The sequence below is a fragment of the Rhodovarius sp. genome, assembly GCF_040399605.1.
Taxonomy (GTDB): Bacteria; Pseudomonadota; Alphaproteobacteria; order Acetobacterales; family Acetobacteraceae; genus Rhodovarius; species Rhodovarius crocodyli_A.
Genome location: NZ_JBBARU010000001.1, coordinates 12,916 through 37,179, shown reverse-complemented (window position 1 = coordinate 37,179; position 24,264 = coordinate 12,916). Strand labels below are relative to the sequence as shown.

The following is a 24,264-nucleotide window of genomic DNA, read 5'->3' as shown; positions in this document are numbered from 1 at the left end:
AAGGTTAGAAACGTGAAAATATCGAACAAAAGCAATATACAACACGATGTAAGGCACAAAAACCCATCTCTTGTGCCTACTAAATCACAATAATTTAAGTGCGATCAGTTATTTTTACTTGCAGCGTAAATTTTTTCTCAATCTGATCGAGAAATTGTCAGAACAGCATCGGCGGCATAACACCCCTCGGGCAGGGCGAAGACCGGGTTGATGTCCACCGCCTCCAAGCGCGGCCCGGCGGCGGTGGCAAAGGCGCTGAGGTTGGAGAGCGTGCCGGCCAAGGCCGCCAAATCCGCCTTCGGCCGGCCGCGGGCGCCATCGAGTAGGGAAAAACCCTTGAGCGAGCGGATCATCCTCTCCGCCTCGGCAGGGCCGAAGGGGCAGCGGCGGAAGGCGACATCCTTCAGCACCTCAATAAAGATGCCACCCAGCCCAACCATGGCGATGGGGCCGAAGACCGGGTCATTGACGATGCCCATGGCCATTTCCGTGCCGCCCTTGATCTGCTTGGCCACCAGCACGCCCTCGATGCGGCCATGCGGTGTGCCGCGCGCGATCAGGGTGGCAAAATTGGCCCGCACGGCGGCGGCATCGGCCACGTCCAGGATCACGCCGCCGATCTCGGATTTATGCAGGATATCGGGCGAGAGAATCTTCATCACCACGGGGAAGCCGAAGCTTTCGGCGGCGCGGACCGCGGCTTCGGCATCGGCGCAGGCGGCCTCGGGCACCGCGGGCACGCCGGCAGCGGCCAGGATGCGCTTGGCCTCGGCCTCGCTCGGGCTTTCGGCCGGTAGGCTCACCTGCGGCAGGGGGGGCTGCGGTGAGGCCTCGGCGGCGAAGGCCTGGCCGTAGAATTCCATCGCATGCAGGGCGGTGACCGCGCGCGTCGGGTCCTCAAAGACCAGGAAGCCGTCGGATTGGTATTCCTGCACCATCTCCGGCGGCGCGATCACGCTCATGCACCACAGCCGGTCGGGGTGTTCGCGCATCACCCGCGTCATCTGGGCGCGGATATGCGGGCCCATGGATTGGCTGCCGCCGGCCTGGGTGAAGAAGCCCAGAATGGAGGTATAGCCGCCATCCACCGCGATGCTTTCGGCGAATTCGCCTATCATGGCTGGCTGGTTGAAGGTCTGCGCCGTGCAATCCACCGGGTTGCGCGGGGCGCAGAAGGAGATTTTGTCCTTCAGCCTGGCCTGGGCCGCCTCGGGCATGGCGGGCATGGCAAAGCCCAGCGCATCGGCGGCATCGGAGATCAGCACCCCAGCGCCGCCGCTCACCGTGAGCACGCCCAGCGTGTTGTGCACCGGGTAGATGCGCTTGGTGGCGGCATAGGCGATGTCCAGCGCCTCCTCGGTGGTGCGGGCGCGCAGCACGCCGAATTCGCGCAGCACCGCCTCGGTCACCGCGTCATCGCCGGCGATGGAGGCGGTGTGGGACTTCGCCGCCTCGCCACCCAGGGCGGAGCGGCCGACCTTCATCATCACGATGGGTTTGCGGTTGCGGCGCGCGAGGTCGAGGGCGGCGAGGAATTTCTCGCTTTCGCGAATGCCCTCGGCATAGGCGCAGATCACATCCACCTCTGGCGCGCCGGCCATCCAGCCCAGCACATCGCCCAGCGAGACATCGGCCTCATTGCCGGTGGTGACGCAAACCGGCGTGCCAAGGAAGCGGTTGCGCGCCACGGAATAGACATGGGTGCCATAGGCGCCCGATTGCGAGGCGATGCCGATCCGCCCGGCGAGCGGCCAGCCGGTCTCGAAGCTTGAAGAGAAGATGGGGTAGAAGCCGATGGCGGCGTTGAACAGGCCCAGGCAATTGGGGCCGAGCATGCGCATGCCATAGCGGCGCACGATCTTGACCAGTTCTTCCTGCTTGGCGGCGCCGGCCTCGTCCATCTCGGCAAAGCCGGCGGTGAACATGATGATGCCCTTGCAGCCGCGCTGGCCCAGCGCCTCCACCGCCGCTATCGCGGCGTCACCGGCCACGGCGATGAGCCCGACATCCGGGGTTGCTGGAAGGGATGCGATATCGGCGAAGGCGGGAATGCCCTGGATCACATCGCGCTTGGGATTCACCGGGTAAATGGTGCCCTGGAAATTCTGGTTCTGCATATAAGCGATGGGCCGCCCGCCGATGCGCGTGCGGTCATCCGAGGCGCCGATGATGGCAATGGAGCGCGGCCGGATCAGCGGATCCAGCGAGGTGAAGTCGGTCATGGGCGTTTCCCTATTCAGCGGCGATTATTCTGCCGAACAGCTCGCACGCCGCTTCCAGATCGGCCAGTGCCACGCATTCATGCGGCGTATGGGCGGTGGCGATGCTGCCCGGGCCGAGCACGACGCATGGTGCCAGGCCCTGCAATTCGCTGGCATCCGTGCCGTAGGGGGCTGTGGTTGCCGGCTGGTTGGTGTGGCGCACGGCGAGGGCGACCAGCGGGTGGTCGAGGGCCAATTCGGGCGGCGCACCCTCGCGCGCCTCGGTCAGGTTCAGCCCGGCGCGGCGGGCGGCGCCGCGCACTGCGTCCAGGATGGGCTGCGGGTCCACGCCGCGGCTGTAGCGGAATTTGATATGCGCGGTGGCGAGCGCGACGGTGACGTTGTTGGCGGTGCCGTGATTGTCGAGCACCAGGTTGAAATCGCTGAAGGGCGGGTCGTAATTCGTGTCCTGCAGGGCGGGGTCGCTGCGCAGGCGTTCGAAAACCGCCTTCATCTCGGCCAGGAAGGGGATCATCGCCCAATTCGCATTGCTGCCCTGGCCGGTGGAGGAATGCGCCTGCACCCCCGTGGCTTCTGCCTTGAATTGGATATGCACGCGGTGGCCGCGCACCGGGATGAGGCTCGTGGGTTCGGCCACGAAGATACCGCGCAGGTTTTGCGCCCGGGCGAGTTCGCTGCGCGCGGCAATGGCCTGGGCGCCGGCCTTGGTGGTTTCCTCATCGGCGGTGAGCAGCAGGGTGGCGCCGATGTTTTTGGGCGCGCGCCGTGCGGCCAGGATGCAGGCGGCAACCGCGCCCTTCATGTCCTGGCTGCCCAGGCCATGGATGATGCCATCCTCGAAGCGGCCGGACCAAGGGTCGCTCTCCCAGCCGGTGGCTGGCACCGTGTCCATATGGCCGGAAAGCCCAAAACCCCCGGCCGGGCCGCGATGGGCGACCAAGGCGCGTTTGGTCACCCCGGCGGCATCGGTATAGTCGATACGCTCGATCTCGAAGCCGGCCAGTTCCGCCTCGATCCGCTCGGCGACGGGGATATTGGAGAGGTTGCTGCGGCTGTCGATGCGCACCAGGGCCTGGGTGAGTTCGAGAAGTTCGGTGTCCATGCCGGGCAGGCTTGCAGCGGCTGCGGCACCGCGCAACCCTGTGGCCCATGTATCTCGACCCCAAATCCGGCCAGACTTGGCCACTCGACCTGCCGCGCTGGTGCGGCGATGCCAAGCAACCCCTGCTGCTGACGCCGCTGCCGGGCATGAGCCGCGATGAGATCGACCGCGGCAAGCGCAGCATATGGCGCTATGCCAAGGCCTTTCCCTTCCTGCCGAAAGCGCCGATTTCGATGGGCGAGGGCTGCACGCCCATCGTTGAGATGGCCATGGGCGGCGGCACCGCGCTGCTGAAATGCGAATGGTTCATGCCCACCGGTTCGTTCAAGGACCGTGGGGCCTCGGTCATGCTATCGCTGCTGCGCGACCAGGGGGTGATGGATGTGCTGGAGGATTCCTCGGGCAATGGCGGTGCTGCGGTCTCGGCCTATGCGGCGGCGGGCGGGATGCAGGCCAAGATCATGGTGCCGGCCAGCACCAGCCCGGCCAAGACCGTGCAATCCCGCGCCGCGGGGGCAACCATCGAACTCGTGCCCGGCAGCAGGCAGGATTGCGCCGATGCCGCCGAGCGCGATGCCGCCAATCGCTTTTATGCCAGCCACAATTGGCACCCCTTCTTCCTGCATGGCACCAAGACCCTGGCCTATGAGCTGTGGGAGGATGGGCTGCCGGACAATGTGATCGTGCCCTGCGGCGCAGGCTCGAATGTGCTTGGCCTGTATATCGGCTTTTCGGAATTGCTGCGGGCTGGGCAGATCACCCGTATGCCGAAGATTTTCGCCGCTCAGCCGGCCAATTGCGGGCCTATCGCCCGTGCCGCGTTGGGCCTGCCGGCGCAATTGGCGCAGCCCACCATCGCCGAAGGCACGGCCATCGCCCAACCTCTGCGGGCCGCCGAATGCATCGCGGCGATGCGGGAGAGTGGCGGCGGTGCCGTGCTGCTGGACGAGGCCGAGATTGCCGAGGCCTCGCTGATGCTGGCCAGGCGCGGCATTTATGTGGAGCCGACCTGCGCCCAAGCGGCGGCGGCGTTTTCACGGCTTTTGGCGGCGGGCAGCATCGCGGCGCGTGAGGCCACGGTGGTGGTATTGACCGGCACGGGCCTCAAGGCCACGCCACGCTACGCCGAATTTCTGGGGGTTTCGATTTGAACGCGCGCATTGCCCTGCTGGGCTTTTCCATTGAGTGCAACCGCTGGGCGCCGGTGGCGCTGCTGCGCGATTTCGAGACACGCTGCCTGCTGCGCGGGGCCGATATCGTGACCGATGCCCGCGCCGCCTCACCCTCGGCCCTGGGCGAAATGCCGGGCTTCGTCACCACCATGGATGCGGCCGGGCCCTGGACGCCCTGCCCGATCATGCTGGCCATGGCCGAGCCGAATGGCCCGGTGGACCAAACCGTTTTTGATGGCTTCATGGCCGAATGGCGCGCCGGGCTGGAGGCGCTGCGCGGCGCCTGTGACGGGGTTTATGCCGTGCTGCATGGCGCCGGGCTGACCACCGGATTATCCGACCCCGAAGCCGCCTTGCAGGCCCTGGTGCGGGAAATTCTGGGCGATGTGCCGTTCATTTGCGGCTATGATCTGCATGGCAATATCTCGGCCGAGAATGTCGCGCTGAATGATGCCTTTGTGGGCTACCGCACCAACCCGCATGTCGATATGCGGCCGCGCGGGGCGGAGGCCGCCCAACTCATGCTGCGCATGCTGGCGGGCGAGCGTTTCATCCGAGCCCATCGTCGCCTGCCGATCATGGCACCGACTGTTTCCATGCTCACCGCCCAGGGGCCCTATGCCGAGGTGATCAATCTGGGCCAGGCCCGCGCGGCGGAGACGCCCAGCATTGCCAATGTCTCGGTGATGGGCGGCTTCGCCTATGGCGATACGCCGTTCAACGGCATGACCATTGTGGTGACGGGCACCGAGCAGCAGGCCGCCGATACCCTGGCCGATGAATTGGCCCAGGCCTGCTGGGAGAGGCGGGAGCGTTTCGTGGCCAGGCTGACCAGCATTGCCGATGCGCTGGCCGGGCTGGCGGCGAGCCCGCTGCCGCTGGCCTTTGCCGATGTGGCGGATAATCCGGGCGGTGGCGGTTCGGGCAATACGATGGAAATCCTGCGGGCCTTCCACGCGGCGGGGGTTCAGGCCGCTGCCTTTGGCTGCATCATCGATGCCGAATTGGCCGCCGAGGCGCATGGGCTGGGCGTGGGTGCGACCTTTACCGCCCGCTTTAACCGTGGCGGGGGTGATGCCTTCAGCAAGCCTTTTGTGGCCGAGGCGGTGGTGCGGGCGCTTTCCGATGGGCAGGTCACCGGCCGGCGCGGGCTTTATGGCGGGGTGGCGATGAATTTGGGCGCCACGGCCTGGTTGCAGATTGGCGGCATCGCCGTTGTGGTGATCAGCAATCGGGCGCAATGCGCCGACCCGGCATTTTTCGAGCATCTGGGCATTGATCTCACGGCGATGCGCGCGGTGGTGGTGAAGTCGCGCGGGCATTTCCGCGCCGGGTTTGACGAGTTCTTCCCGCATGAGCGGGTGGTGGAGGTGGATGGGCCGGGCCTGACCTCGCCCATCTTCCAGCGCTTCGACTGGAAGCATATTCCTCGCCCCATGCTACCCCTTGATGCGGAGGCCTTCTGGCCATGACCCTTGATGACCTGCCCACCCCCTGCCTGGTGCTCGATCTGGGCATTCTCAAGCGTAATCTTGCGCATATGCAGGCGGCGATCACGCGCCACCCCGGCGTGGTGCTGCGGCCGCATATGAAAACCGCCAAGAGCCTGAAGGTTGCCGAATTGGCCGCGCCCGGCTTTGGCCCCATCACCGTCTCGACGCTCGCCGAAGCACAGTATTTCTTCGATGGCGGCTGGCGGGACCAGATCTACGCCGTGGGCATGACGCCGCAAAAGCTGGATCAGGCGGCGGCGCTTGGGCTGAAGGTGATCACCGATGATGCTGATGCCGCGGCCGCCATTGCCGCGCATCCGGGCGATATCCGCGCCCTGGTGGAGATCGATGTCGGCGAGGGCCGTGGCGGCGTGCCGCCCGATGAGGCGCTGGCCCTGGCGCGCATCCTCGGACCCAGGCTGGCGGGGATTTTCACCCATGCCGGCCATTCCTATGCCGGCCGGTCGGAGGAGGATATGCGCCGCATCGCCGAGCAGGAGCGCGGCGGCGCCGCCCATGCCGCCCAGGCGCTGCGTGATGCCGGGATTGCGGTGGATATCGTCTCCCTCGGCTCCTCGCCCACCGCGCTTTATGCGCAGTCGCTGGCCGGCATCACCGAGGTGCGCGCGGGCGTCTATATGTTTGGTGACCTGTTCCAGGCGCAGCTTGGCACCCATGGGCTGGATGATATCGCCATGACGGTGCTGGCCAGCGTGATTGGCCGCAAGCCGGCGCGCGGCGCGGTTTTGCTGGATGCTGGTGGGCTGGCGATGAGCAAGGACCGCTCCACCGCCGCCGCCCCGGTGGATTACGGCTTTGGCCTGATGCTCGATCTCGATGGTACGCCCAGCTTTGGCCAGGCCATTTTGACCCGCACGCATCAGGAACATGGCGAGGTCTCGCCCGCGCCCAACCTGCCGATTGGCGCCAAGGTGCGGGTAGCGCCCAACCACACTTGCATGACCGCGGCGGCGCATCCCTGCTACCACCTGGTGGATGGTGGGCGCGAGGTGATCGCGGTGTGGGACCGGGTGAACGGGTGGTAGAGCCGCGCCACGCGGATTGGGCGGCGCTGCGGGAAGCCGAATCCGTCCGCATGCTGGCGGTCTGCACCGCCTGCGGCGCCTGTTTCGAGGCCTGCCCGATGGTCGCCTATGTGCCGGCCGCGCAGGGTGCCTCGGCCTCTGCCACGGTGCGCGGGGTGCTGGCGATATTGCAGGGTGGTGAGGGTGATGCCGCCGCCCGCGGCTGGGTCGCGGCCTGCACCCGCAGCGCGCTCTGCATTCCCGCCTGCCCGGAGGCGGTGGACCCCATGCTGCTGCTGCGGCTGGCGAAATTCACCGCGCAGGAAAACGGCACCCTCCCGCAGCGCGATGCGAGAGACGCCATGTCACGGGCAAAAGCCTTTGCCCGGCTGGGCTTTTCCGAGACCGAACAAAAGGAGTGGCTATGACCGACGCCCTGTTCTGGTACGGCTGCAACATGACCCGCCATGCGGAGATCATCCGCCTGGGTACCCATATGCTGGCGGCGGTGGGGGTGGCTGCGGCACCAACCGGCGGGCCCTCCGCCTGCTGCGGCAGCCCGAAGGAAAGCAGCCCGCGCATCGCCGAGGGCATGGCCAACCGCACTATGCAGCGCTTCAACCAGAGCGGCGCCAGCCAGGTCATCACCTGGTGCCCGACCTGCCATATGAATCTTGATGACTTCATGGGCGCCACCCAGGGTAAGCAGGCGGAAAGCGCGCATCTGGCCCAGGCGCTGTGGCAGCGGCGCGAGGCGTTGGCGCCTTTGCTGACCCAGACCGTGGCAGGCCGCGTGCTGATCGATATGCATATCGGCAACCGCACCGGGGTGAATGAGGCGGTGCCCGGCCTGCTGCGCCTGATCCCGGGCGTGGCGGTGCTGGAGCACCCCTATCGCGCGCCGAGCTATATGTGTTTCGGCCTGGCCAGCATCCCCGGCGCGCTGGCCGATGCCAAGGCCAATATGCTGGCGGCGATGGCGGCAACGGCGGCTGATACCCTCGTCACCATCTTCCATTCCTGCCATCGCGAGCTGGTCGGGCTGGAGCGAACCCATGGCATTCGCGTGGTGAATTGGGTGCATCTGCTGGCCGAGGGCATGGGCCTAGCCTATCAGGATGAATACAAGGCCTGGCGCAACAGCGATGACCCCGAAGCCGCCATTGGCGCCGAGCGCATCGCCGCCGCAGGTGAGGAGGCGGTGCGCAAGCTGGTGCTGCCGGAACTCACTCGCCCGCGCTGAGCCCGTCTTGCCGCCGCGGCCCGCGCGTAGCACCTTGTACCCAGAAGATTTCGAGGAACGCCTGACCCAATGATCAACAAGATCGTGCAATCCATGGCCGACGCCCTGGCCGGCGTGAAGGACGGCTCCACCGTGCTGATCGGTGGTTTCGGCAAGGTGGGCCAACCCGACGCGCTGATCGAGGCGCTGATCGAGCAGGGTGCCACGGACCTGACCTGCGTGTGCAACAATGCCGGCACCGGCCGGGCGGGGCTGGCGCGGCTGATGGAATTGGGCCGGGTGCGGAAAATCATCTGCTCCTTCCCCCGCAGCGAGGGCTCGGTCGTTTTCGAGGACCTCTACAAGCAGGGCAAGCTTGAACTGGAGATCGTGCCCCAGGGCACCATGGCCGAGCGCATGCGCGCCGCCGGCGCTGGCGTGCCCGCCTTCTACACCGCCACCAGCCACGGCACGCTGCTGGCCCGCGGCAAGGAGGAGCGGGAGTTCAATGGCAAGATGTATGTCATGGAGCACGCGCTGAAGGGCGATGTGGCGCTGGTGGAGGCCTGGGAGGGCGACCGCTGGGGCAACCTTGCCTATCGGGATAGCGGCCGGAATTTCAATCCGGTGATGGCCATGGCGGCGGAAATGACCATCGCCCAGGTGGCGCATCTGCGCGACCTCGGCGAGATTGACCCGGAGAAGGTGCATACGCCGGGGATTTTCGTGCAGCGTGTTGTGCATTTTGACCGGGGTTCGCCTTGGACCTAGGGGAAGCGCTGGGGAAATGAATTTCCCCAGACCCCTTTCTTTTATTTTTATCTGATTGGCGCTGGCTGTTCAGCCGCCGCCAATAATCCAAAAGAAAAAGAAGGGGGTATGGGGGAATTCATTCCCCCATTGTCACCTAGGCCGCGCTAGGCTGATGACAGAGGCTTCCAAACCCGATTAGATTTCGCCCAAGAACCAGGAGGATTTCCCATGCCCTTCAACCGTGACCAGATGGCCGCGCGCGCCGCCGATGACATCCCCGAAGGCTGGGTGGTCAATCTCGGCGTTGGCATGCCCACCAATATCTCCAATAAGGTGCCGTTGGAGCGTGAGGTGATCTTCCAGTCCGAGAATGGCGTGCTGGGCATTGGCCCGGCCCCCGCGCCCGGCCATGAAAACCCCTGGCTGATCAATGCGGGCAAGGGGCTGATCACGCTGCGGCCCGGCGGCTCCTATTGCCACCATGCCGATAGCTTCGCGATGATTCGCGGCGGGCATATAGACCTTTGCGTGCTGGGTGGTTTCGAGGTTGCCGAGAATGGCGACCTGGCCAATTGGGCCACCAGCGAGAATGACACCGCCCCCGCCGTGGGTGGCGCCATGGATCTGGGCGCTGGCGCCAAGCGCCTTTGGGTGCTGATGGACCACACCACCAAGGATGGCCGGCCCAAGCTGGTTGAGGCCTGCGGTTATCCGCTGACCGCGCTGGGCACGGTGAACCGCATCTATACCAATCTCGGCGTTTTCGAGGTGCAGCGCGGCCTGGGCTTCGTGGTGCTCGATCTGGCCCCGGGCGTGACCTTCGAGGAGGCACAGTCGAAGAGCGCGGCCAAGCTGCACCGCCCGTCGTGAGCAGCGCCGCGGGCATCGCGCCCTTTTCCGAGGATCATGCCGAGAGCATCCGCATGGTCCGCGACAGTGCGGCCGGCATCGCCGACGGCGCGGCCCGCGCCCGGGCGCTGCGCTTCACCATGCCGGGTTTTTCCGCCGAGACCTGGCGGCAGATGGGTGAGCTGGGTTGGATTGGCCTGGCGGTGCCTGAAGCCGCTGGCGGCTCAGGCCTGGGCCAGGCCGAAATGTGCGCGCTGAGCGAGGAGCTGGGCCGCGCTTTGGCGCCCGAGCCGCTGATCAATGCCGCCCTTTCCGCCGCCCTGCTGGCTGAGGCGGGCGAGACGGCGGTGCTGGCCAAGCTCCTGGCCGGCGAGGCGGTGGTGCTCACCGCCTGGCAGGACCGTGCCAATACGCTCTCGCCCTGCATCGCGGCCGATGCGACAAGGCGCTTCATCGCCATGGGGGCAGGGGCCACGCATTTCCTCATGCCCGTGGGCGATGGGTTGCAACTCGTGGAGGCCTCGGCCTGCGAAGTGACCCATGAGGCCACCCATGATGGCGGCCACCTGACCACGCTGCGTGCGCCTGCCGGCACCCCTGTGGGTCAGGCGGCGCTGGCACCCGCGCTGGACCGCGCGGCGCTGGCCACCGCCGCCTATCTGCTGGGCGGCATGGAGGCCGGCTTCGCCATGACGCTGGACTACCTGCAAACCCGCCAGCAATTCGGCAAGATCATCGGCACCTTCCAGGCGCTGCAGCACAAGGCGGCGGATACCAAGATGCATATCGCCCTCACCCGGGCGGCAGTCGAACAGGCGGCCGCGGCGCTCGATGCCGGCGTGGCGGGTGATGAGGCGGCGGCGCTGGTCAGCCGGGCCAAGGCCCGCGCCTCTGAGGCAGCGATGCTGGTGGGGCAGGCCTGCGTCCAGCTTTCCGGCGGCATTGGCTATACTGATCAGTATGATGTGGGCCTTTATCTGCGTAAGGCCATGGTGCTGGCGCCGATGTTTGGCGGCGCCGCACTGCACCGCGCCCGCTTCATGGCGCTCAGCCCCGAAACGGAGGATGCGTGATGGATATTCCGGTTATGCGCTGTCTGGCCGAGCGCCAGGGCGATGTGTTGGTGCTGACCATGGATTACCCGGCGCGGCGCAATGCGCTGGCCATGCCGCTGCGCAAGCAGTTGGAAGATGCGCTGGAGGCTGCCTCGGATGATGGCACCCGCGCGGTGGTGTTGACCGGGGCGGGCGGGCATTTCTGCTCGGGCGGCGATATTTCCGGCATGGATGTGAAGGGCCCCTATGATGGGCGCGAGCGCATGCGCCGCACCCATCGGCTGATCAACCTCATGGCCTTCGGCAACCTGCCCATCGTGGCGGCGGTGGAAGGGTTTTGCGTGGGTGCGGGGCTTTCCATGGCCTGCATCGCCGATACCATTGTGGCGGCGGAAACCGCCAAGCTGGGTGCTGGTTTCGGCAAGATCGGCCTGATGGCGGATCTGGGCCTGCCGCATACCCTGCCGCATCGGGTGGGGCCGGCCAAAGCGCGTCAGATCCTGCTCTACCACAAGCAATACACCGCTGCCGAAGCCGCAGCGATGAATTTGGTGGATGAGGTGGTGCCAGAGGGCCAGGCCCTGGCCGTGGCGCTGGAGCGGGCGCATTTCCTGGCCAAACAGGCCCCCGCCGCCATGGCGCTGACCCGGCAGATGCTGGCCACCGGCCTACATGAGGCGCTGGAGACCGAGCGACATTTCCAGGCCTCGCTCTTCACCACCCAGGATTTCCACGAGGGCCGCGCCGCCTTCCTCGGCAAGCGCCAACCCGTCTTCAAGGGGCTGTGACATGAACGCGATTGTCGGCGTTGAGCCTGAGAATCTGGACCTTTTGGATGACGAGACCTTTCGCAGCGTCGTCCGCCGCTGGATTGAAAGCGCCTATCCGGCCGAGCTGCGAAACCCCCCCAAGCGGCTGCATTGGGAGGAGAACCGCCCCTGGTATTTCAAGCTGGCCGAGAAGGGCTGGCTCTGCCCGGGCTGGCCGAGGGAGTTTGGTGGCCTCGGCCTCGGCCCGGCCAAGCAGATCATTTTCACCGAAGAGCTGGAGCGTCACGGCTGCGCCCGCTGCAATGATCACGGCATCATCATGCTGGGGCCGTTGGTCATCAAATACGGCACAGACGCCCAAAAAGCTGATTTCCTACCGAAAATCCTGAGCGGCGAGCATATTTGGTGCCAGGGCTATTCCGAGCCGAATTCGGGCTCTGACCTGGCCTCGCTGCGCACCTCGGCGGTGCTCGATGGCGATGATTACGTGGTCAATGGCCAGAAAATCTGGACCACGCTGGCGCAGGATGCGAACTGGATTTTCCTGCTGGTGCGTACCGATGCCACGGCGAAGAAGCAGGAGGGCATTTCCTTCCTGCTGGTGGATATGAACACGCCGGGCATCACCGTGCGGCCGATCATCAACCTCGAAATGCATGATGAATTCTGCGAGGTGTTTTTCGACAATGTCCGGGTGCCGCGCGCCAATCTGGTGGGCCAGCTCAATAAGGGCTGGGATATGGCCAAGGCGCTGCTCTCCTTTGAGCGCATCTATCTCGGCTCCCCCCGCCAATCCGCCTATGCGCTGACCCGGCTGAAGCAATTGGCCGAGCGGATGGGGGTGTGGGAGGACCCCACCTTCGCCGCCACCTATGCCCGGCACCGCTGTGATCTGGAGGACCTCAAGGCGCTCTACAGCCGCTATGTTGAGGTGCTCAAGCGCGGCCAGCCGCTGGGCGCTGATGTCAGCCAGCTCAAGATCATCCAGTCCGAACTCTTCCAGCGCATCACCGAGACGATGCTGGAGGTGGCGGGCGAATCCGCTGGCCTGATGGAGCCGATGGAGGGCAACCGCAACCTCAACCCCGCCGGGCAATATATCCAGGCCCGGCCGGCGACCATCTATGGCGGCACCAACGAGATTCAGCGCAACATCATCTCGAAGAACGTGCTGGCCCTGCCGTGAAATGGGTTGTCTGGTTTGACGATGGCGCCATCCGCTTCGGCAGTGTCGAAGGTGAGATGGTGCAGCCGCATAGAGGGGATTTCTTCGCCGGCCCCACGCCTGATGGGCCGGCGCTCCCGCTGGGTGCCATCACCCCGGCGGGGCCGTTGCGGCCGAGGAATTTCATTGGGCTGTGGAATAATTTCCATGCGTTGGCAGAAAAGCAGGGCAATGGCATTCCGGAATTCCCGCTCTATTTTCTGAAATCGCCCAGCAGCATCATCGGCCCTGACGCCACCATCACCCCGCCGCCGGGCTATACTGGCAAAATCCTCTATGAGGGCGAGCTGGGCATTGTCATCGGCCGCAACAACAGCATCTTCGGCTATACCATCGTCAATGATGTGACTGCCCTTGATGTGCTCAACGCCGACCCATCCTTCCCACAATGGGCGCGGGCGAAATCCTTCGGCAGTTTTGGCCCGATGGGGCCTTGCATCGTAACCGATATCGACCTCGCCACTGCCCGGGTGAAGGTCGCGCTGAATGGGCGGGTGCGGCAGGATTACCCGCTGGCCGACATGATTTTTCCGCCCGCGCGGATCGTGGAAATGATCGGCGCAGAGGTGGCGCTGGCGCCAGGGGATGTGATCGCCTGCGGCACCTCGCTCGGCGCGCTGCCCATGCGGCCGGGCATGGTGGTGGAGGTGACGATCGATGGCATCGGCACCCTGCGCAACACCATGGCGGGGGGCGAATAGCGCGCCGCCGCGGGCTGTCCTAACCTGTCTCCGCAGCCTGAAGGACCCCGCCCTTGCCCCAGCTCTACGCTCTCTCCGCCACCGAGATCGTCGCCCGCGTCGCGGCCAGGACCCTCTCCGCCCGTGAGGCGACCGAGGCCGCGCTGGCCCGGATGGATGCGGTCAACCCTGCCATCAATGCGGTGGTCAAGCCGCTGCATGATGAGGCGCGCGCCGCCGCCGATGCCGTGGACGCCGCCATCGCCCGCGGCGAGACGCCCGGCATCTTGGCCGGCGTGCCCATCACCGTGAAGGTCAATGTCGACCAGGCTGGGCATGAGACCACCAATGGCCTCTCCATCCAGAAGGACCACAAGGCGGAGGCCGATAATCCGGTCATCGCCAATCTGAAGAAGGCGGGTGCCATCATCATCGGCCGGACCAATACCCCGGCCTTTTCGCTGCGCTGGTTCACCTCCAACAATCTGCATGGCGCAACCAAGAATCCCTGGAACCCCGCCATCACGCCTGGCGGCTCCTCGGGCGGTGCGGGGGCGGCGGTGGCGGCGGGCATTGGCGCGCTGGGCCATGGCACGGATATTGGCGGCTCGGTCCGCTACCCTGCCTATGCGTGTGGCATTCACGGCATCCGCCCCACGCTGGGCCGGGTGCCGGCCTGGAATGCCTCGCTGCCCGAGCGCGATATCGGCGCCCAGTTGATGGCGGTGAGCGGCCCGCTGGCGCGCAGCATTGCCGATCTGCGCCTCTCGCTGGAGGCGATGAGCGCCCCTGATATGCGCGACCCCTGGTACACACCGGTGCCGATGACCGGCCCACCGGCGCCCAAGCGCGCCGCGCTCTGCATCCGCCCCGAGGGCATGAAGGTGGCGCCTGAGGTGGAGGCCGCGCTGCGCGGCGCCGCCCGACGCCTGCAGGATGCCGGGTATACCGTGGTGGAGGTGGATGCCCTGCCGCCGCTGCGTGAGCCCGCCCGGCTGCAATCCCAGCTTTGGCTGACCAGCCTGCCACGCGGCGGCCTGGCCATGGCCCAGCGTGAGGGCGAGCCGGCCTCCCTCGCCATCTATGACTATATGCAGCGGCTGACGCAGCCGGCCGATTTCCACGGCTTCCAGGATGCGCTGACCGCGCGCGCCGGCTTCCTCCGGCAATGGATGATGTTCTTCGAGAAATACCCGGTGGTGATCTGCCCGGTTTCCGGTGAGCTGCCCTTCGCCGACCAGCAGGATGTGCAGAGTTTTGAGGCATTCCAAGCCGTGCTGGAAGCGCAATTGACCCAGGTGGGCCTGCCGCTGATGGGCCTGCCGGGGCTGACCGTCTCCACCGGCATGGTGAGCCGCACCCCGGTGGGCGTACAGCTGCTGGCCGGCCGCTTCCGTGAGGATCTGCTATTTGCCGCCGGTGCGGCAATCGAGGCTGCGGGCACGCCGCATACCCCGGTGGACCCAGCCTGATGCGCGGCTTGTGGCTGCTGCCGCCGCTGTTGCTCGCGGCCTGCGCCGGGCCAGGGCAGGAGCGTAGCTGTGCGGGGGCTTTCACCCTGAGCAATCAGAGCGGCCGCGAGGTGGAGCAGCTCTATGCCGGTAGCCAGCAGGATTTGCTGGAGCCGGGCACCATGCCCAGCGGCGGGCAGCGCAGCTTCTTCGCCGTCAATCCGGTGGCCACGCAGCTTCGCGTGGTCTTTGCCGATGGCCGGGCTGTGGAGCTGGGGCCGGTTAATCTTTGTGCCTTGCCCCGTGTGGTGATCAATGCGGCCGGGCTTTCGGCCAATCCGCCATAAGGCCATGGTTGTGGCACGAAAATTGCTGACCGTTTAACCATTGCGGGAGTTCCAGGAGGGCCTGGGCGTCTTTTGCCTTTAAAATGGGCAAAAGACATTCCCGATAGCGATACGGGAATGCACCGATGAACCGCCGCCAATTTCTTGCCGCCACCGCCGCCACCGGCCTTGCCAGCCCCGCCTTGGCGCAATCCGGCGCCTGGCCGAGCCGAGGCTCCATCCGCCTGATTGCCCAGTTTCCCCCAGGGGGCCTGGTGGATACCATCGCCCGCCTCATGGCGCCTTCACTGAGCCAGGCGCTGGGCCAGACCGTGCTGGTGGAAAACCGCGCCGGCGCTGGCGGGGTGATCGGCACCGATTTCGTCGCCAAGGCTCCGGCCGATGGCTATACCCTTCTGGTCAGCCATGCCTCGGTGCATGTCTTCTCCACCGCGACCCTGCCCACCCTGCCCTTCGACCCGATCACCGACTTCACCTATATGGTGCAGCTGGTCGAGGCGCCGAATGTGCTGCTGGTGAAGGCTGACAGCCCGTATCGCACGCTTGAGCAATATGTGACGGCGGCGCGCACGCGGCCGGTGCGCTTCGGCTCCTCGGGCATCGGCTCGGCTCCGCATCTGCTGGGCGCCATGCTGTCGGATGTGGCGCGCGCGCCCAATCTCGACCATGTGCCCTATCGCGGCTCGGCCCCTGCGCTGCAGGACCTGATGGCCGGCGCCATCGAGAGCTTCGTTGACCCCATCACCACCAATACGGCGATGATGCGCGACGGCACGCTGCGCTGCCTGGGCGTCTCCACCGCAGCCCGCCTGCCCGCCTTCCCCAATGTGCCGACTTTTGCCGAACAGGGCTTTGGCCGCCTGACCTCCGCGCAGTGGCTGGGCCTCTCCGCGCCGAAAAACCTTCCCGCGCCGATTGTGGAGCGGCTGACGGCGCTGGTGCCGGAGATTCTGAAGCAGCCCACACTCGCCGCCCGCTTCGAGGATTTGCAGACCATGCCGCGCAACCCCCCGCTCACCGGCGGCGCCTTTGTGGCCCAGATCCAAAAAGAGATCACTGAATGGACCGCGGTGGCCCGGCAGTTCAACATCTCGGTCTCGTAAGCCATGGATATCGGCGTTTTTATCCCGATCAACAACAATGGCTGGCTGATTTCGGAGAACGCGCCGCAATACATGCCGAGTTTCGAGCTCAACAAGCAGGTCGTGCAAAAGGCCGAAGCCTGCGGCATGGATTTTGCGCTGAGCATGATCAAGCTGCATGGTTTCGGCGGCAAGACCGAGTTCTGGGACCATGGGCTGGAAAGCTTTACCCTCATGGCCGGGCTGGCGGCGGTGACATCGAAGATCCGTCTCTTCGCCTCCACCGCCGTGCTGACCATCCCGCCCGCCATCGTGGCGCGGATGGCGGTGACCATCGACAACATCTCGGGCGGCCGCTTCGGGGTGAACCTCGTCTCCGGCTGGCACAAGATCGAGTACAGCCAGATGGGTCTCTGGCCGGGCGACGCCCATTTCGGCAAGCGCTACGACTACTCGACGGAATACGTCACCATCCTGAAAGAGCTCTGGGAAACCGGCGAGAGCGATTTCAAGGGTGAGTATTTCCAGATGGACCACTGCAAGCTGAGCCCCGGCCCCAGCGCCCGTATTCCCATCGTCTCGGCCGGGCAGTCCGACCGGGGGATGGAGTTCGGCGCCACCTATTGCGACTATAATTTCTGCCTGGGCGAAGGTGTGAATGACCCGCAGCAATGCGCGGAAGTGCCCGCCCTGGTGCTGAAGCACGCGGAAAAGACCGGCCGTCAGGTTGGTGCCTATATGCTCTACATGGTGATCTCGGCCGAGACGGATGAGGCCGCCATGGCGAAATGGGACAGCTACGAAAAGGGTGCTGACCGCGCAGCTATCAACCACCTGCTGGGCAAGGCGGCCGAGGACACCAATACCCAGGCCACCTCCATGGCGGCCGCGGTGCAGCGCAACCCTTCACCGATCAACTTCAACATGGGCACCATCGTGGGCAGCTATGCCACCTGTGCGAAGCTGCTCGACGAGGTGGCGGCGATGCCCGGTGTTGCCGGCATCATGCTGTGCTTCGATGATTTCATCATCGGGATGGATGCCTATGCGGAGAAAATCCAGCCGCTGATGGCCTGCCGGCAGGATAGGCTGGCCGTGGCGGCATAATGGCGTGCGGCCGGGGGCGGCTCAGCCCTCGGCCAGCATGCTCACATGGGCGGCGACGACTTTCCAACCTTCCGTCATGCGCACCCAGGCCTGGCTCTGCCGGCCCTTTTTGCCGCTGGCGACCAGGGTGTATTCCGTATTCGCCACCGCGAAATCGCGGCCGAAGGTGGTGATGCGGGTATTCTCCAGCACCCGCGCCCGGGCGGCGTGCTGCGCCGGGGTGCGGGCGGCGCGAAAGCCCGCAATCTCGGCATGGCTGCGCAGGTTTTCAGCAACGCCGTAGCGCAGTGTCAGCGGGTGCTCCCAGAAGCTGTCATTGAGCACCGCCACGTCATTCTCGGCCAGGCCATTATCATAGCGCTCAAAGGCCGCGGTGACTTCGGCGACGATCTCGGGGATGTTCAGTTCATGCATGGCGGGGCCTCGGCATCGGGGTTTGTTTCACCCCGATGCTGGCTCAGCACGCCGCCGCCGGCAATGCGGCGTCAGCCCGCCGCTTCCGGAGCCTTTTCCGCCTCGCCATCGCCATCGCTTTCCGGCTTGGGCAGGGCACCGGCCGAGGCCTCGAAGAACTCGAAGGTCAGCTTGCCATCGGCAAAGCCCACCTTGACCGAGCCACCCTTGGCCAGCTTGCCGAAGAGAAGTTCCTCGGCCAGCGGCTTCTTCACATGCTCCTGGATGACGCGAGCCAGCGGCCGGGCACCATAGAGCGGGTCGTAGCCACGTTCGGACAGCCATTCCTTGGCGGCGCTGGACAGCTCGATGGTCACGTTGCGGTCCGCCAGTTGGGCCTCCAACTGCATCACGAATTTTTCGACAACCTGCGCCACAATCTCCTGGCTTAGGCCGGCGAAGGGAATCACCGCGTCCAGTCGGTTGCGGAATTCCGGGGTGAACATGCGTTTGATCGCATCCTCATCCTCGCCCTGCCGCGTCGTGCGTTCGAAGCCGATGGTGTTCTTCGCCATGTCGGAGGCGCCGGCATTGGTCGTCATGATCAGGATGACGTTGCGGAAATCGACCGCCTTGCCGTTGTGATCGGTCAGCTTGCCGTGGTCCATCACCTGCAGAAGGATGGCAAAGAGGTCGGGATGCGCCTTCTCGATCTCATCGAGCAGCAGCACGCAATGCGGATGCTGGTCGATGCCATCGGTCAGCAATCCGCCCTGGTCGAAGCCGACATAGCCCGGCGGCGCGCCGATGAGGCGGGAGACGCTGTGCCGCTCCATGTATTCCGACATGTCGAAGCGCAGCAACTCGATGCCCAGCGTCTTGGAAAGCTGCTTCGCCACCTCGGTCTTGCCCACGCCGGTGGGGCCGGAGAAGAGGTAATTGCCAATCGGCTTTTCCGCCTCGCGCAGCCCGGCCCGCGCCAGCTTGATGGCGGCTGAGAGCGCCTCAATCGCCTTATCCTGGCCGAAGACCATGGATTTCAGGTCACGCTCCAGGTTGCGCAGGGTTTCCTTATCGTCCGAGGAGACGCTCTTGGCCGGAATCCGCGCGATCTTGGCGACGACTTCCTCGACATCCTTCAAGGTCACCGTCTTCCGCCGCTTATTCTCAGGCAGCAGCATGCGGCTCGCACCGGCCTCGTCGATCACGTCGATTGCCTTATCGGGGAGTTTGCGGTCATGAATGTATTTGGCCGAAAGCTCCACTGCGGCGCGAATGGCCTCGGGCGTGTAGCGCACCTTGTGGTGCTTCTCGTAATTGGTCTTCAGCCCTTGCAGGATCTTCACCGCGTCTTCGACATTGGGCTCGTTGACGTCGATTTTCTGGAACCGGCGGACCAGCGCGCGGTCCTTCTCGAAATGCTGGCGGTATTCCTTATAGGTGGTGCTGCCGATGCAGCGCATCGTGCCCTGGGCCAGCGCCGGCTTGAGCAGGTTGGAGGCATCCATGGCGCCGCCAGAGGTCGCGCCCGCGCCGATCACCGTGTGAATCTCATCGATGAAGAGGATGGCGCCGGGGTGGTTCTCCAGCTCGTTAACCACGGCCTTCAGCCGCTCCTCGAAATCGCCGCGGTAGCGGGTGCCGGCCAGCAGGCTGCCCATATCGAGCGAGAAGATGGTGCATTTGACCAGCACCTCGGGCACATCGCCCTCGATAATGCGCTTGGCCAGGCCCTCGGCGATCGCGGTCTTGCCCACGCCGGGTTCACCGACATAGAGCGGGTTGTTCTTGGTGCGGCGGCACAGGATCTGGATCGTGCGCTCGATCTCATGGTCGCGGCCGATCAGCGGGTCGATCTTGCCGGCCTGCGCCTTCTTGTTGAGGTTGACGCAATAGGTGGTCAGCGCGTCCTGATTGTTCTTGCCGCCACGGGGCTTTTCCTCCTTCTCCGGCTGCTCGCCATCATTGGCTTCGGCCTTGGAGGTGGGGGCACCTTGCACATTGCGCGAGGCGCTGCGCCCTGGCGCCTTGGCAATGCCGTGGCTGATGAAATTCACCGCATCGAGGCGCGTCATATCCTGCAATTGCAGGAAATACACCGCATGGGATTCGCGTTCAGAGAACAGCGCCACCAGCACATTGGCGCCGCTCACCTCATCACGCCCCGAGCTTTGCACATGGATGGCGGCGCGCTGCACCACGCGCTGGAAGCCGGCGGTGGGTTTGGGGTCACCCGCACGCTCGGTGACCAGGCCGGCCAGGTCCTTGTCGAGAAACTCTGTGAGGTCCCGCTTGAGCTTGTCCACATCCACGCCACAGGCGCGCAGCACCGTGGTGGCGTCCACATCCTCGCCCAGGGCGAGGAGCAGGTGTTCCAGCGTCGCGTATTCGTGGCGGCGGTCATTCGCCAGGGCAAGCGCGCGGTGGAGCGTCTGTTCCAAATTCCGTGATAACATCGGCAACGCTCCTTCGTCTGATCGCTGATAGATGGTGATACTCCCGCCGTTCGTCACGATCTTGACAAGCGACATTGTAAATTACTCTTTCTCAATGGTGCATTGCAGCGGGTGCTGGTTCTGGCGCGCCAGATCCATCACCTGGGTGACCTTCGTCTCGGCCACCTCATAGGTGAACAACCCGCATACCCCCACACCCCTGCGATGGACATGCAACATGATCCTGGTCGCTTCGTCACGGTTTTTCTGAAAGAACCGTTCCAGGACATGCACAACGAATTCCATCGGTGTGTAATCGTCGTTCAGCATCAGGACTTTGTACATCGCCGGCTTTTTGGTCTTCGGCCGGGGCTTGGTGACAACGGTCGTGCCAGTGCCGCCCGCCCCGTTGCCCGGGCCGCCATTGCTGTCCTTGTCGTCGTTCATCCGTACCATGTGTCTGACCATCTCGCCGAACCGGCATTATGCGCTGAGCGCCCGATGCAAGGATATCGGGTGCGCGCCCCCGAACGGAAGGGCATCTCGCTATGCCAGCAAAGAATGATGAAAAGAAAAAGGCCCGCCAGGGTCACGCAGGGCAATTATCCCCAGCGATGACCTTGGCGGGCCGGAATTTTGGCCCGGGCGGCGCGATGGCCGCCCGGATTTCAGGCCTCAGGCCGCGATCGGGCGGGCCATCTTCTCCACGGCCACGCTCACGCGCGCGGAGATCGGCGCGAAGGAGGCCTCGGCCACCTTCATCGCCGCTTCCTGCAGCTTGGTCGCATCGGCCATCGACTTCTCGAAGGCGGTGCGGGCCAAGCTGGCCTGCAGATCAGCCACATCCTTAAGCGAGCGGGCGGAGCTCATCGCCTTCACGCCTTCGAGCGTGTGGTCGGACAGGCCCTGCATGGTGGCCACGACCTGACGGCTGAGATCCTGCACGCCGGTGAAGTAGAGCTGGGCGGCCTTGGTGAAGGCCTCCACATTGCCACGGCTGAAAGCGGCGGCTTCCTCGGCGGCCTTGGTCATGTCGGCGGCGGTCTTCTGCGCCTGCTCCATGCCCTTCTCGAGCACGATGCGGGCCTGGCTGGTGCCGTCTTCGATCAGCTTTTGTGCCTGGGCGGTGCTGTCCTCGATCAGCTTCTGCGCCTGGGCAGAGCTGGCGGCGGCGGCATCGGCGACGAGCTGGGTGACATCGGTGGTGGCGGCAATGGTCTTGGGCTTGGCGGGCATATGATTTCCCCGGCGGACCGGGCCTCTGGCTGTTTTCGGCCGGAGACCCCGGCCAGGGTGATGAAAAGATGCGCTTTGCTGCAATGCAGCACGATCTCTAGATAGGCCAGTCATCCGGCCATTGCAAGTAAAATGGTGCAGTGCACAAAAATCCGTGAAGGGCCGGAATCGCAGCTTTCCACGCCAAAGCAGCCGGCTGAGACAAACCCTTGAACCACCACTTGAAATTTCCCTGGCCAGTTATGCCCAAAGCCATGGACAGCGGCGCAGCCAAGGCGCTACCACTATGAAATCGGCCGCGCTGGGGGGTGCGGGCCGTGAGGCTGTGGGGGCTGGAATGACATTTCGCGCGATCAGGCTGGGCTTGGCATTGGCGTTTTTTGCCGTGGCCATCCCCGCCCATGCCGACATCACGAACAGGGCGAATTATGCCGCGATCCTGCTCGATTCCCGTGGCCAGGTGCTGCATCAGGCCAATGCCGATGAGCCCCGCTTCCCCGCCAGCCTGACCAAGATGATGACGCTGTACATGCTCTTCGAGGCGATGCGCGATGGCCGGGTGCAGCCCGATGCCCGCATCACGATGAGCGCCGAGGCCGCCACCCGCCCGCCCTCCAAGCTGGGCCTGCCCGCAGGCTACTCCCTGGCGCTCGAGGATGCGATCCTCGCCGTCGTTACCCGGTCGGCCAATGATGTGGCCGCGGCAATCGCCGAGCATCTCGGCGGCACCGAGGAGCGTTTCGCCCAGATGATGACCCAGCGCGCCCGCTCGCTGGGCATGACGCGCAGCACCTTCCGCAACGCCTCCGGCCTGCCCGACGCCGAGCAGCGGACCACTGCGCGCGACATGGCCCTGCTCGGCAGCCGCCTGCAGGCCGATTTTCCGCGGCAATACGCCTATTTCAGCACAACGGCCTTCCGCTGGAACAACCGCCAGATTCACAATCACAACCACATGCTCAGCGCCTATGACGGCATGGACGGTATCAAGACCGGCTATACCCGCTGGAGCGGCTTCAACATCGTCACCTCCGCCCGGCGTGATGGTGTGCGTTTGATCGGCGCGGTGATGGGCGGCAGTTCCTGGGTTGAGCGTGACCGGCACATGGCCGAATTGATGGATGATGGCTTCCAGCGCGTCGGCGTGGCGCGGCGCGCCAATAGCTATGACGTGATGCAGACCAATCGCGGCAGCATGGCGCGCGAGGCCCAGCCCCGGGCCCCGGCGGTGCGGATGGCGGCCCAGCCACGGGTCATGGCCAGCGCCCCCCCTGTCCGGCCAGTGGCGCAGCCTCTGGTGCGTGGGCCCCGGCAGCCGCCAACGGTGCTGACCTCCAGCAGCACAAGGCCGCCCGCCACGGCGCAGCAGCAGCAGCAGCGGCAGGCCACCACCCCCGCAGCCAACCGGCCCGCCCAGCCGGCGCGGCCCATGCCGCGGCCCGCTGTTGCGCAGGAACCGCGGCCCTTGACGCCAGCGCCAGGGCGACCGGTGACGCGGACCTGAGCCTCAGGCCATCGCGCCCCGCGCGGCGACCGGCCAGAGACACTCCACCCGGCCCTTTCGCACGCCCACATACCAGTCGTAGCGGTCCACTGTCGGGTCGCAATGCGCCGGCACCAGGCGCAGCTTCTCGCCGCAGTCCGGCCGCGCGCCATCGCCCAGCAAGATCTTGCCGTGCTCGTCCGAAGCACCGACATATTCCAGGCCCGGCCGGCCATGCACCAGCGGATAGCCGCTATCGGTCGGCATCGCCTTATGGCCGGCATCCACCACCGCCACGCCCGGCACCGCCGTGCTCATCACCGTTGCCAGCACGAAGAGCGACTGCCGGAACGGCGGCGCACCCTGGTTGCGGGCATAATCGGCATCCATGAAGGCGTAGGAGCCGGCCTGAATCTCGGTATAGACGCCGCTTGCCGCCTCCTGTGCGAAGGTGCCGGTGCCTGCACCGCCCACGATGGGGCAGGCAAGCCCCTGCTGGCGCAACTGCTCCACCGTGCGCCGAACATCGCCAATGGCGCTATCAATCGCCGCCGCCCGCGCTTCCGGCGCGCGGATATGCTGCGCGCTGCCCTGATAGGCCTGGATGCCGCCAAAGATGAGATGCGGGCTGGCGGCGATGTATTGCGCCAGCGCCACCGCATCCGGCCCTGGCTGCACGCCGCAGCGCGCACCGCCGACATCGATTTCCACCAGCACGGTGATGCGCCGGCCGCAGGCCGCAGCCGCCGCGGCGATGGCATCGACCTGGCCTCGGTCATCGGCGCAGATGCCAACCCGGGAAATGCTGTTCAGCGCCGCCAGCCGCGCCAGCTTGCGCGGGCCCACCACCTCATTGGTGACCAGAATATCCGGAATGCCGCCCCAGGCCAGCACTTCGGCCTCGGCTACTTTCTGCACGCATTGGCCCACCGCGCCGCGCTCCATCTGCAACCGCGCGATCACCGGCGACTTGTGGGTCTTGGTATGGGCGCGCAGCTTGGTGCCGGTGGGGGCCAGGGCGGCGGCCATGGCGTCCAGATTGGCCTCGAAGGCATCGAGGTCGAGCAGCAGGGCGGGGGTATCCACCTCCTGCTCGTGCATGCCGGGTTCGGCGGGGGGTGGCTGCATGGCGAATCTCCTGATCAATCCCCATCTTGCGGCC

The 24,264-nt window shown here is 65.5% G+C and carries 23 protein-coding genes; 16 read left to right on the top strand and 7 right to left on the bottom strand.

The window, feature by feature from the left end; all coding sequences use genetic code 11:
* Window positions 1–137: 137 nt before the first annotated feature.
* Together ABWP84_RS00175 and ABWP84_RS00170 are read right to left on the bottom strand one after the other, a co-directional pair.
* A complete protein-coding gene (locus tag ABWP84_RS00175; protein WP_353209961.1) occupies window positions 138–2,222 on the bottom strand; it encodes an acetate--CoA ligase family protein in 2,085 nt (694 codons plus the stop codon).
* A 10-nt stretch (window positions 2,223–2,232) separates the two neighbouring features.
* Window positions 2,233–3,324, bottom strand: coding sequence for a M20/M25/M40 family metallo-hydrolase (locus ABWP84_RS00170; protein ID WP_353209960.1), 1,092 nt, complete (start codon window positions 3,322–3,324; stop codon window positions 2,233–2,235).
* A gap of 47 nt (window positions 3,325–3,371) precedes the next feature.
* On the opposite strand from ABWP84_RS00170, the gene ABWP84_RS00165 reads away from it, so the two are divergent.
* From ABWP84_RS00165 to rutA, 15 genes are all read left to right on the top strand, one after another.
* Window positions 3,372–4,475, top strand: a complete 1,104-nt coding sequence (locus tag ABWP84_RS00165; RefSeq protein WP_353209959.1) for a pyridoxal-phosphate dependent enzyme — start codon at window positions 3,372–3,374, stop codon at window positions 4,473–4,475.
* Complete coding sequence (locus ABWP84_RS00160) at window positions 4,472–5,968, top strand: M81 family metallopeptidase (RefSeq protein WP_353209958.1); 1,497 nt, start codon at window positions 4,472–4,474, stop codon at window positions 5,966–5,968. The genes ABWP84_RS00165 and ABWP84_RS00160 overlap by 4 nt, the downstream gene beginning before the upstream one ends.
* Complete coding sequence (locus tag ABWP84_RS00155; protein ID WP_353209957.1) at window positions 5,965–7,035, top strand: alanine racemase; 1,071 nt, start codon at window positions 5,965–5,967, stop codon at window positions 7,033–7,035. Before ABWP84_RS00160 ends, ABWP84_RS00155 begins: the two co-directional genes overlap by 4 nt.
* Window positions 7,011–7,442: a hypothetical protein gene (locus tag ABWP84_RS00150; RefSeq protein ID WP_353209956.1), complete on the top strand. Its 432-nt coding sequence runs from the start codon at window positions 7,011–7,013 to the stop codon at window positions 7,440–7,442. Before ABWP84_RS00155 ends, ABWP84_RS00150 begins: the two co-directional genes overlap by 25 nt.
* Window positions 7,439–8,257, top strand: a complete 819-nt coding sequence (locus ABWP84_RS00145; RefSeq protein WP_353209955.1) for a heterodisulfide reductase-related iron-sulfur binding cluster — start codon at window positions 7,439–7,441, stop codon at window positions 8,255–8,257. The genes ABWP84_RS00150 and ABWP84_RS00145 overlap by 4 nt, the downstream gene beginning before the upstream one ends.
* A gap of 69 nt (window positions 8,258–8,326) precedes the next feature.
* Window positions 8,327–9,007: a 3-oxoacid CoA-transferase subunit A gene (locus ABWP84_RS00140; RefSeq protein ID WP_353209954.1), complete on the top strand. Its 681-nt coding sequence runs from the start codon at window positions 8,327–8,329 to the stop codon at window positions 9,005–9,007.
* 210 nt (window positions 9,008–9,217) lie between these two features.
* On the top strand, window positions 9,218–9,859 hold the full coding sequence (locus ABWP84_RS00135; protein WP_353209953.1) for a 3-oxoacid CoA-transferase subunit B: 642 nt from the start codon (window positions 9,218–9,220) through the stop codon (window positions 9,857–9,859).
* A complete protein-coding gene (locus tag ABWP84_RS00130) occupies window positions 9,856–10,911 on the top strand; it encodes an acyl-CoA dehydrogenase family protein (RefSeq protein ID WP_353209952.1) in 1,056 nt (351 codons plus the stop codon). The genes ABWP84_RS00135 and ABWP84_RS00130 overlap by 4 nt, the downstream gene beginning before the upstream one ends.
* Window positions 10,911–11,681, top strand: coding sequence for an enoyl-CoA hydratase-related protein (locus ABWP84_RS00125; RefSeq protein ID WP_353209951.1), 771 nt, complete (start codon window positions 10,911–10,913; stop codon window positions 11,679–11,681). The genes ABWP84_RS00130 and ABWP84_RS00125 overlap by 1 nt, the downstream gene beginning before the upstream one ends.
* A 1-nt stretch (window position 11,682) precedes the next feature.
* Entirely contained in the window at window positions 11,683–12,849 is a 1,167-nt protein-coding gene (locus ABWP84_RS00120; protein ID WP_353209950.1) for an acyl-CoA dehydrogenase family protein, read from the top strand.
* Complete coding sequence (locus tag ABWP84_RS00115) at window positions 12,846–13,589, top strand: fumarylacetoacetate hydrolase family protein (RefSeq protein WP_353209949.1); 744 nt, start codon at window positions 12,846–12,848, stop codon at window positions 13,587–13,589. The genes ABWP84_RS00120 and ABWP84_RS00115 overlap by 4 nt, the downstream gene beginning before the upstream one ends.
* Before the next feature lie 53 nt (window positions 13,590–13,642).
* On the top strand, window positions 13,643–15,040 hold the full coding sequence (locus tag ABWP84_RS00110) for an amidase family protein (RefSeq protein WP_353209948.1): 1,398 nt from the start codon (window positions 13,643–13,645) through the stop codon (window positions 15,038–15,040).
* Window positions 15,040–15,366 carry a hypothetical protein gene (locus ABWP84_RS00105; protein WP_353209947.1) on the top strand — a complete coding sequence of 109 codons (327 nt, stop codon included), beginning with the start codon at window positions 15,040–15,042 and terminating at the stop codon, window positions 15,364–15,366. Before ABWP84_RS00110 ends, ABWP84_RS00105 begins: the two co-directional genes overlap by 1 nt.
* A 125-nt stretch (window positions 15,367–15,491) precedes the next feature.
* Window positions 15,492–16,469, top strand: a complete 978-nt coding sequence (locus ABWP84_RS00100; RefSeq protein WP_353209946.1) for a tripartite tricarboxylate transporter substrate binding protein — start codon at window positions 15,492–15,494, stop codon at window positions 16,467–16,469.
* A gap of 3 nt (window positions 16,470–16,472) precedes the next feature.
* Window positions 16,473–17,555, top strand: a complete 1,083-nt coding sequence (rutA, locus tag ABWP84_RS00095) for a pyrimidine utilization protein A (RefSeq protein WP_353209945.1) — start codon at window positions 16,473–16,475, stop codon at window positions 17,553–17,555.
* A 21-nt stretch (window positions 17,556–17,576) separates the two neighbouring features.
* On the opposite strand, the gene hpxZ is transcribed toward rutA, so the two are convergent.
* From hpxZ to ABWP84_RS00075, 4 genes are all read right to left on the bottom strand, one after another.
* Window positions 17,577–17,969 (bottom strand): oxalurate catabolism protein HpxZ, encoded by a 393-nt coding sequence (gene hpxZ, locus ABWP84_RS00090; protein WP_353209944.1) that lies wholly within the window; start codon window positions 17,967–17,969, stop codon window positions 17,577–17,579.
* A gap of 71 nt (window positions 17,970–18,040) precedes the next feature.
* Window positions 18,041–20,404: an ATP-dependent Clp protease ATP-binding subunit ClpA gene (gene clpA, locus ABWP84_RS00085; protein WP_353209943.1), complete on the bottom strand. Its 2,364-nt coding sequence runs from the start codon at window positions 20,402–20,404 to the stop codon at window positions 18,041–18,043.
* Between the two features lie 81 nt (window positions 20,405–20,485).
* Complete coding sequence (clpS, locus tag ABWP84_RS00080; RefSeq protein WP_353209942.1) at window positions 20,486–20,830, bottom strand: ATP-dependent Clp protease adapter ClpS; 345 nt, start codon at window positions 20,828–20,830, stop codon at window positions 20,486–20,488.
* 228 nt (window positions 20,831–21,058) lie between these two features.
* Window positions 21,059–21,619 (bottom strand): phasin family protein, encoded by a 561-nt coding sequence (locus tag ABWP84_RS00075; protein WP_353209941.1) that lies wholly within the window; start codon window positions 21,617–21,619, stop codon window positions 21,059–21,061.
* 337 nt (window positions 21,620–21,956) lie between these two features.
* Between ABWP84_RS00075 and ABWP84_RS00070 the strand changes: the two genes are divergently transcribed.
* Entirely contained in the window at window positions 21,957–23,123 is a 1,167-nt protein-coding gene (locus tag ABWP84_RS00070; protein WP_353209940.1) for a serine hydrolase, read from the top strand.
* Between the two features lie 3 nt (window positions 23,124–23,126).
* Here ABWP84_RS00070 and ABWP84_RS00065 read toward each other — a convergent pair whose 3' ends face one another.
* The gene (locus ABWP84_RS00065; RefSeq protein WP_353209939.1) at window positions 23,127–24,230 is read right to left on the bottom strand and encodes a DSD1 family PLP-dependent enzyme; all 1,104 of its coding nucleotides are present in this window, start codon (window positions 24,228–24,230) and stop codon (window positions 23,127–23,129) included.
* Window positions 24,231–24,264: the final 34 nt, after the last annotated feature.

Excerpts from the sequence above, each read along its gene's own strand:
- ABWP84_RS00135 (WP_353209953.1), top strand. The coding sequence starts at position 9,218 with ATGCCCTTCAACCGTGACCAGATGGCCGCGCGCGCCGCCGATGACATC.
- ABWP84_RS00075 (WP_353209941.1), bottom strand. The coding sequence starts at position 21,619 with ATGCCCGCCAAGCCCAAGACCATTGCCGCCACCACCGATGTCACCCAG.
- ABWP84_RS00125 (WP_353209951.1), top strand. The coding sequence starts at position 10,911 with ATGGATATTCCGGTTATGCGCTGTCTGGCCGAGCGCCAGGGCGATGTG.
- clpA (WP_353209943.1), bottom strand. The coding sequence starts at position 20,404 with ATGTTATCACGGAATTTGGAACAGACGCTCCACCGCGCGCTTGCCCTG.
- ABWP84_RS00165 (WP_353209959.1), top strand. The coding sequence starts at position 3,372 with ATGTATCTCGACCCCAAATCCGGCCAGACTTGGCCACTCGACCTGCCG.
- ABWP84_RS00175 (WP_353209961.1), bottom strand. The coding sequence starts at position 2,222 with ATGACCGACTTCACCTCGCTGGATCCGCTGATCCGGCCGCGCTCCATT.
- ABWP84_RS00070 (WP_353209940.1), top strand. The coding sequence starts at position 21,957 with ATGACATTTCGCGCGATCAGGCTGGGCTTGGCATTGGCGTTTTTTGCC.
- ABWP84_RS00170 (WP_353209960.1), bottom strand. The coding sequence starts at position 3,324 with ATGGACACCGAACTTCTCGAACTCACCCAGGCCCTGGTGCGCATCGAC.
- ABWP84_RS00100 (WP_353209946.1), top strand. The coding sequence starts at position 15,492 with ATGAACCGCCGCCAATTTCTTGCCGCCACCGCCGCCACCGGCCTTGCC.
- ABWP84_RS00140 (WP_353209954.1), top strand. The coding sequence starts at position 8,327 with ATGATCAACAAGATCGTGCAATCCATGGCCGACGCCCTGGCCGGCGTG.
- ABWP84_RS00155 (WP_353209957.1), top strand. The coding sequence starts at position 5,965 with ATGACCCTTGATGACCTGCCCACCCCCTGCCTGGTGCTCGATCTGGGC.
- ABWP84_RS00105 (WP_353209947.1), top strand. The coding sequence starts at position 15,040 with ATGCGCGGCTTGTGGCTGCTGCCGCCGCTGTTGCTCGCGGCCTGCGCC.
- ABWP84_RS00065 (WP_353209939.1), bottom strand. The coding sequence starts at position 24,230 with ATGCAGCCACCCCCCGCCGAACCCGGCATGCACGAGCAGGAGGTGGAT.
- rutA (WP_353209945.1), top strand. The coding sequence starts at position 16,473 with ATGGATATCGGCGTTTTTATCCCGATCAACAACAATGGCTGGCTGATT.
- clpS (WP_353209942.1), bottom strand. The coding sequence starts at position 20,830 with ATGAACGACGACAAGGACAGCAATGGCGGCCCGGGCAACGGGGCGGGC.
- hpxZ (WP_353209944.1), bottom strand. The coding sequence starts at position 17,969 with ATGCATGAACTGAACATCCCCGAGATCGTCGCCGAAGTCACCGCGGCC.
- ABWP84_RS00145 (WP_353209955.1), top strand. The coding sequence starts at position 7,439 with ATGACCGACGCCCTGTTCTGGTACGGCTGCAACATGACCCGCCATGCG.
- ABWP84_RS00120 (WP_353209950.1), top strand. The coding sequence starts at position 11,683 with ATGAACGCGATTGTCGGCGTTGAGCCTGAGAATCTGGACCTTTTGGAT.